Origin of the sequence: Sphingopyxis sp. RIFCSPHIGHO2_12_FULL_65_19 (assembly GCF_001830555.1) — a bacterium.
Taxonomy (GTDB): domain Bacteria; phylum Pseudomonadota; class Alphaproteobacteria; order Sphingomonadales; family Sphingomonadaceae; genus Sphingopyxis.
In genome coordinates this window covers 43,238-49,582 of record NZ_MIAM01000054.1, presented here as the reverse complement: position 1 = coordinate 49,582, position 6,345 = coordinate 43,238, and the positions used below count along the sequence as shown (strand labels likewise).

Here is a 6,345-nt window from a genome sequence, read left to right as displayed (position 1 = left end):
ACGCCGAAGTCATGCGCATTCCAAGCGTGTCTCGACTTCGCTCGACACGAACGGCTAAAGGGCAAGGATGATCACCACCGCCGCCCCCGACTTCGCCGCCCAATTCCCGGCCGGCGGGCGCCTGATGGGCCTCGACGTCGGCACCAAAACCATCGGCGTCGCCTTCTGCGACACCAACTGGAGCTTCGCGACCCCGGACAAGACGATCATCCGCAATAAATTCTCGGCCGATCTCGAAACCTTGAAAGCGCTCGTCGCGCAGCACGGCATCGTCGGCATCGTTGTCGGCCTGCCGCTCAACATGGACGGCAGCGACAGCCCGCGCACGCAAAGCACCCGCGCCTTCGCCCGCAACCTCGCACCACTGGCCCTTCCCTTGCTCCTCTGGGACGAACGCTGGTCGACCGCCGCGGTCGAACGCGCCATGATCGCCGCCGACGTCAGCCGTGCGAAACGCGCGGAACGCGTCGACAGCGCCGCCGCGGCGTTCATCCTGCAAGGCGCGATCGACGCCTTGATCCGCCAGTGAAGGCGCGCGCTTGACCGAATATATCGGCTATTGGCTCGGCGCCGCGAACGGCATCGCCTTCGGTCTGATGGTGGCCGACAAGCGCCGCGCCGAAGCCGGCGGCCGGCGTATCCCCGAATCCACCTTGCTGCTCTGGGCCTTCCTCGGCGGCGCCTTCGGCACGGTGTTTGCGGCGCGCCTCGTCCGCCACAAGACGCGTAAACAGCCCTTTGCGACATGGATGCTGATCTGGCTCTGGCTCGACATCATCCTGATCATCCTCTGGGCGTCGGGACTATTGGAACCGCTGCTCGCCTCGGCGCTTGCCAGAATCGCCCCGTCTGCGTAGACGCTCGGCTTTAATGACAAGCTCCACCATCCGACCCGCCAGCGACTATCCGCCCGGCGGCGATGCCTTTCGCCATCGCCACCTGATCGGCATCGCCCAGCTGACTCCGTGGGAGATCAGCTATGTCCTCGACGCCGCCGAACAATGGGTCGACCTCAACCGCAGCGGCGCTGCCAAGCATGACGACCGGCTTGCGGGCCTGACGATCATCAACGCCTTTTTCGAGAATTCCACCCGAACGCTTCTGTCGTTCGAGATTGCGGGCAAGCGCCTCGGCGCCGACGTCGTCAACATGCACGCCGCGCAGTCGAGCGTGAAGAAGGGCGAGACGCTGATCGACACCGCGATGACGCTGAACGCCATGCGCGCCGACGCGATGGTCATTCGCCATGCGTCGTCGGGCGCGGTTCAACTGATCGCCGACAAGGTCGACTGCCCCGTGCTCAACGCAGGAGACGGGCGCCACGAACATCCGACACAGGCGCTGCTCGACGCGCTCACCATCCGCCGCCGCCTCGGCCGCGTCGAGGGGCTTACCATCGCGATCTGCGGCGACGTCCTCCACAGCCGCGTCGCGCGGTCGAACATCCTCGCGCTGACCCTGCTCGGCAACGAGGTGCGCGTCGTCGCCCCCGCGACGCTGACCCCGCCCGCGATGGAACGGATGCATGTGACGACTTTCACCGACATGGACGAGGGCATAAGGGACGCCGACGTCGTGATGATGCTCCGCCTCCAGAACGAGCGCATGGACGGCGCCTATCTTCCGTCAGCGCGCGAATATCACGCCCTCTACGGCCTCACCCCCAAACGCCTCGAAAAAGCGAAACCCGACGCCATCGTCATGCACCCCGGCCCGATGAATCGCGGGGTCGAAATCGACAGCAGCATCGCCGACGATCCCGAACGTTCGACGATCACCCAGCAGGTCGAAATGGGCGTCGCGGTCCGCATGGCGTGCCTCGATATCCTGACGCGCCGCCAGCGGGGGGTCGCGGGATGGAACTGAAACCGCTCCTCATCACCAATGCGATGCTGATCGACGGCGACACCCCGCGCCCCGGCAGCCTGCTCGCGGTCGACGGCCGTATCGCGGCGATCGACCCCACCGAAACGCCCGGCGGCACCGAAACCGTGGATGCGAAGGGCCAGTGGCTCGCCCCCGGTATCGTCGACCTCGGCGTGTTCGCAACCGACAAGCCTGCCTTTCACTTCGGCGGCATCACGCGCGCGGCGCTGATGCCCGACAACGGCCCGCTCGACGGCGCCGGGCTGGTCGAGCGCGCGGCGAAGGGCGGCAAGCCCGACCTCTGGGTCCACCCCATCGCCGCCGCCACCAAAGGTCTCGCGGGCAAGGAACTCGCAGAAATAGGCCTGATGCAACAGGCGGGCGCCCGCGCCATCGCGACCGGCCGCACCCGCATCGCCGACAGCGGCGTGATGCGCCGCGTGCTGTCCTACGCCGCCTCGCTCGGTCTCGTCACGATCATCCATGCCGAGGATGAAGGCCTCACCGCCGGCGCGGTCGCGACCGACGGCGAGATGGCGACGCGCCTCGGCCTCGCCTCCGCCCCCGCCATGGCCGAATCGATGGCGATCGCGCGCGACCTCGCGCTCGTCGAGGAAACCGGCGCGCCCGTCCATTTCCGCCAGGTCACCACCGCGCGCGGGCTGGACCTGATCCGCGCCGCCAAGGCCAAGGGGCTGCCCGTGCTGTGCGGCATTACTCCGGCGCACCTGCTGCTCTCCGACACCGCGATCGGCGATTTCCGCACCTTCGCGCGCCTGTCGCCGCCGCTGCGCAGCGAGGACGACCGCCAGGCCTGCCTCGCCGCGATCGCCGACGGCACGATCGACATATTGTCGTCGGGCCACGACCCGCGCGGGCCCGAGGACAAGCGCCTCCCCTTCGCCGAGGCTTTGCCCGGCATGGCGGGCGCCGAAACTTTGCTCGCGCTCGGCCTGAACCTTGTCCGCGACGGTCATGTGTCGCCCGGCCGCCTGTTTGAACTGCTTGCGGGCACCCCCGCCTGTCTGCTCGGCGTCGATGCTGGCAAGCTCGCGGTGGGCAAGGAAGCCGACCTGATCCTCGTCGAAGAAGGCACGCCGTGGCAGGTCGATGCGAAGAAGATGGCGGCCTGGGCCGGCAACACCCCCTTCGACGGAATGCCGGTGCAGGGCCGCGCGACGATGATGTGGAAAGGCGGTCAGCGCATCCGTTGATTCGGTCTTTATCTTGCTGATTTAATTCGATAGCTCTTGGATCAGCGTTCGATGACCAGCGAGGAAACACCGATGCACCGCCTTGCCCTGACAACTCTCGCGACCGCGCTGTTCGCCGCCACCGCCGCGGCGCAAATGACGCCGGTTCAGGGCCTGCCATGCGCTCAGGGCTTGCCGTGCAACGCCCCGCCGCCGCAGGTGCTGCAACAAATATATGGCAGCGGCACCAGCGCGTCGCCGCCGGGACAGGTCATCCCGTTCGTCCAGGAAAAACAGGAATATGTCGGCGGCTATATGGCGAGCAGCTTCGCTGCGATCGCCTTCTGGCGCTCGGCGTCGGGGCAACCCGGCTACTCCTATGGCGCGCTGCGCGGCGACAATCGCGAACAGGCCGAACAATATGCCATGACCGCCTGCCGCGAGGCGGGCGGCCAGGGCTGCGTCGTCGGCCTGTGGGGCGCGAACGGCCATTTTGCGATCGCGCGCGACAAACAGGGACAATATTATGCCGGTTTCGCGGGCACCCCCGGCGGCGCCAAGCGGTCGGTGATGGGCAGCTGCAAAAGTGCGGGCGCCAAATGCAAGATCGTCGAAACGCTCGACAGCATGCCCTATTTTTTCCGCTTTTAAGCGCCGCGTCGCCACGGCGCGTTCAGAAAACAAGCGCCACTCCCCGCCGCGCCCCGCTCTGTGGTTCGGCTTCAGAAATTCTTCAGAAGTCCGTCAAGACCCGCCCGGCCTACCCGCCTAGGCCAAACCACACCCATCGGGTTCGGTTTCGGTCAGGGAGGGTCGGATGCAATTGAAATCAGGCATGGCTATTGGGGCAGCGATGATGATGCTCCTGGCGGGATGCGGCGACGGTCCCGGCAATGAGGCCAAGAACAGCAATGGTGAGACCGTCGATACCGCCTCCGTCGCCCCGGCGGCATCGGGCTGCCCCAAGGCGCCAGCGAATGCACCCACCATCCAGGGCGTGGCGATCGGGATGACGGGCGCCGAAGCCATCGCCGCCCTCAAATGCGCCGACGCCGGCTATCGTGCCGACTATGCGCCGCGCAGCGGGTCTGGCGTGCCTTGGCTGCCCGACGGCACCTATATGCGCGTCAGCATTGCTGGCGGTCGCTCGGACGACAAGTGGCAGGACAAGGTCAATGTCGAGCTCTACGGGCTGAAGGGCGAGGAGCGCGTCATTGGCGTCTCGCGTGAAATCTTCTTCTATCCTGGCGGCCAACCGTTGATCGACAAGACCAAGGAGCAGCTTGCGGAAAAATATGGTGCGCTGGAAAGCATCGCCCCGCCCGAAATGTCGAGCGCCCTGTCCGAAGAGATCGGCATCGCGCGTGACAATAGCGGCGCGCCGCTGCCGCGGACGAGCGACGGCCGGATACCCGGCCACTGTTGGGGCAGCAACGGCTATGCGGCGCGCGACGCGCAATGCGGGGTGAGCATCTCTGCCCGGATCGGCATCGATTCGAGCAACCCCAGGCTGGCGTCGAACATGCAGCTGAGCCTCGACAATGGCAGCTATGCCGCCAAGGTCATCCAGGAAACCGACGCGAAGATCGCGGCGACGCAGCAGCAGGCGAAAAACGCCGATACCGCGGCCGCCGCCGACCGGACGCCGTCTTTCTGAATCCGCGGGCGCGCCGCCCTCTCAGGGGGCGGCCAGCCCTTACCCCAGCACCCAGCTGCGCCGCGGATAGCCCTGCGCCCATAACAGCGCGGTCAGGTCGTGGTGGCGGACCACCGCCGCCGCCGCTTCGCCGGCGGCAGGATGCGGGTGATAACCGATACCCAGCCCCGCCGACGTGATCATCGGGATGTCGTTGGCGCCGTCGCCGACCGCCAGTGTTTCGGCCAGCGGCAGGCCGTGCTTCGCCGCTTCGGCCTTCAGCGTCTCCAACTTCGTGCTGCTGTCGACGATCGGTTCGCGCACCTTGCCGGTCAGCTTGCCGCCCGCAATCTCCAGCTCGTTTGCGACAACCTTGTCGAACCCGATCGCCTCCCCCACCGGGCCGGCAAAGGCGGTAAAGCCGCCTGAAATCAGGATCGAGTGCGCGCCATGCGCCTTCATCGTCTGCACCAATGTGCGCGCGCCGCGTGTCAGGCGCACCCGCTCCATCCGGCAATCGACCAGCGTCGCTTCGGGCATCCCCGCGAGCAGTCCGACGCGCTCGACCAACGCTGCGCGAAAATCGAGTTCGCCGCGCATCGCGCGCTCGGTGATCGCCGCAATCTGGGGCTTCAGCCCCGCATAATCGGCCAGTTCGTCGATGCATTCGACGGTAATCATCGTCGAATCCATGTCGGCGATGATCAGCTTCTTGGTGCGGTCGCCCAGCGGCTGGACGACGATGTCGAGCGCGCCATGGTCCATATGCGCCAATTCCTTGCGCGCGCTGACCAGGCTGCCCTGGAATACGATATCGGCGGCGTCATGCTCGTCGATCCAATGCGGGGCGCCGACGTCGTGCCCCGTCGCAGCCAGCCGGTCGATCCCTTCGCGAACCACCTCGTCGGTCAGCTTTCCTGCTGCTATCAGCGTCGCGACGAACATGGCATCTCCTTCTTTCTCGACCGCCGATGCGCGGCTGCCCGTGGCACTTATCGCCGGACCCACCGCCAGCGGCAAGAGCGCTTTGGCGGTCGCACTCGCAAATTCTCTGATCCAGACGGGCAGCGACGCGATCGTCGTCAACGCCGACGCCAGCCAGGTCTATGCCGACCTCGCCATCCTGTCGGCGCGGCCCACCGACGACGAGATGGCGGGTGTGCCGCACTGCCTGTTCGGCCATGTCGATGCATCGCAAGCGCATAATGCGGCGCGCTGGGCGGATGAGGCGCGCGCCGTCATCGCCGCCGCGCACCGCGGCGGCGCCATCCCCATCCTCGTCGGCGGCACCGGCCTCTATCTGCGCACGCTGCTCCAGGGCATCGCGCCGGTGCCCGAAATCGACCCCGCGGTGCGTGATGCGGTCCGCGCGCTTCCCGTCGCCGACGCACATGCCGAACTGGCAAAGGCCGACCCCGACGCCGCCGCGCGGCTGAATCCCGCCGATGTGACGCGCATCGCCCGCGCGCTGGAGGTCGTCCGCGCGACCGGCCGCACGCTCGCCGCGTGGCAACAACAGCGCGAAGGCGGCATCGCCGACGCCATCACCCTCGTCCCGCTCATCCTCCTGCCGCCGCGCGACTGGCTCCGGGACCGCTGCGACACGCGCCTCGTCCAGATGTTCGATGGCGGCGCGATGGCAGAGGTCGA

Annotated in this window: 8 protein-coding genes; 7 read left to right on the top strand and 1 reads right to left on the bottom strand. The window is 67.1% G+C overall.

The window, feature by feature from the left end; all coding sequences use genetic code 11:
* Nucleotides 1–67 precede the first annotated feature (67 nt).
* The 6 genes from ruvX (at nt 68) to A3E77_RS15395 (ending at nt 4,716) form a co-directional block, all read left to right on the top strand.
* Nucleotides 68–529, top strand: coding sequence for a Holliday junction resolvase RuvX (gene ruvX, locus A3E77_RS15420; protein WP_293647522.1), 462 nt, complete (start codon nt 68–70; stop codon nt 527–529).
* Between the two features lie 10 nt (nt 530–539).
* Nucleotides 540–857, top strand: a complete 318-nt coding sequence (locus tag A3E77_RS15415; RefSeq protein WP_293647520.1) for a DUF1294 domain-containing protein — start codon at nt 540–542, stop codon at nt 855–857.
* A gap of 13 nt (nt 858–870) precedes the next feature.
* A complete protein-coding gene (locus tag A3E77_RS15410) occupies nt 871–1,866 on the top strand; it encodes an aspartate carbamoyltransferase catalytic subunit (RefSeq protein ID WP_293647518.1) in 996 nt (331 codons plus the stop codon).
* Nucleotides 1,857–3,080 carry a dihydroorotase gene (locus tag A3E77_RS15405; protein WP_293647516.1) on the top strand — a complete coding sequence of 408 codons (1,224 nt, stop codon included), beginning with the start codon at nt 1,857–1,859 and terminating at the stop codon, nt 3,078–3,080. Before A3E77_RS15410 ends, A3E77_RS15405 begins: the two co-directional genes overlap by 10 nt.
* A 72-nt stretch (nt 3,081–3,152) precedes the next feature.
* Entirely contained in the window at nt 3,153–3,710 is a 558-nt protein-coding gene (locus A3E77_RS15400) for a DUF4189 domain-containing protein (RefSeq protein WP_293647514.1), read from the top strand.
* Between the two features lie 184 nt (nt 3,711–3,894).
* Complete coding sequence (locus tag A3E77_RS15395) at nt 3,895–4,716, top strand: hypothetical protein (protein WP_293647512.1); 822 nt, start codon at nt 3,895–3,897, stop codon at nt 4,714–4,716.
* Between the two features lie 39 nt (nt 4,717–4,755).
* On the opposite strand, the gene serB is transcribed toward A3E77_RS15395, so the two are convergent.
* Complete coding sequence (gene serB, locus A3E77_RS15390; RefSeq protein ID WP_293647510.1) at nt 4,756–5,640, bottom strand: phosphoserine phosphatase SerB; 885 nt, start codon at nt 5,638–5,640, stop codon at nt 4,756–4,758.
* Here serB and miaA point away from each other — a divergent pair.
* Nucleotides 5,639–6,345, top strand: a 707-nt coding sequence (miaA, locus tag A3E77_RS15385; RefSeq protein ID WP_458574461.1) for a tRNA (adenosine(37)-N6)-dimethylallyltransferase MiaA, incomplete at its 3' end; no start/stop codon positions are given. The genes serB and miaA overlap by 2 nt on opposite strands.

Excerpts from the sequence above, each read along its gene's own strand:
- ruvX (WP_293647522.1), top strand. The coding sequence starts at position 68 with ATGATCACCACCGCCGCCCCCGACTTCGCCGCCCAATTCCCGGCCGGC.
- A3E77_RS15410 (WP_293647518.1), top strand. The coding sequence starts at position 871 with ATGACAAGCTCCACCATCCGACCCGCCAGCGACTATCCGCCCGGCGGC.
- A3E77_RS15405 (WP_293647516.1), top strand. The coding sequence starts at position 1,857 with ATGGAACTGAAACCGCTCCTCATCACCAATGCGATGCTGATCGACGGC.
- A3E77_RS15400 (WP_293647514.1), top strand. The coding sequence starts at position 3,153 with ATGCACCGCCTTGCCCTGACAACTCTCGCGACCGCGCTGTTCGCCGCC.
- A3E77_RS15395 (WP_293647512.1), top strand. The coding sequence starts at position 3,895 with ATGGCTATTGGGGCAGCGATGATGATGCTCCTGGCGGGATGCGGCGAC.
- serB (WP_293647510.1), bottom strand. The coding sequence starts at position 5,640 with ATGTTCGTCGCGACGCTGATAGCAGCAGGAAAGCTGACCGACGAGGTG.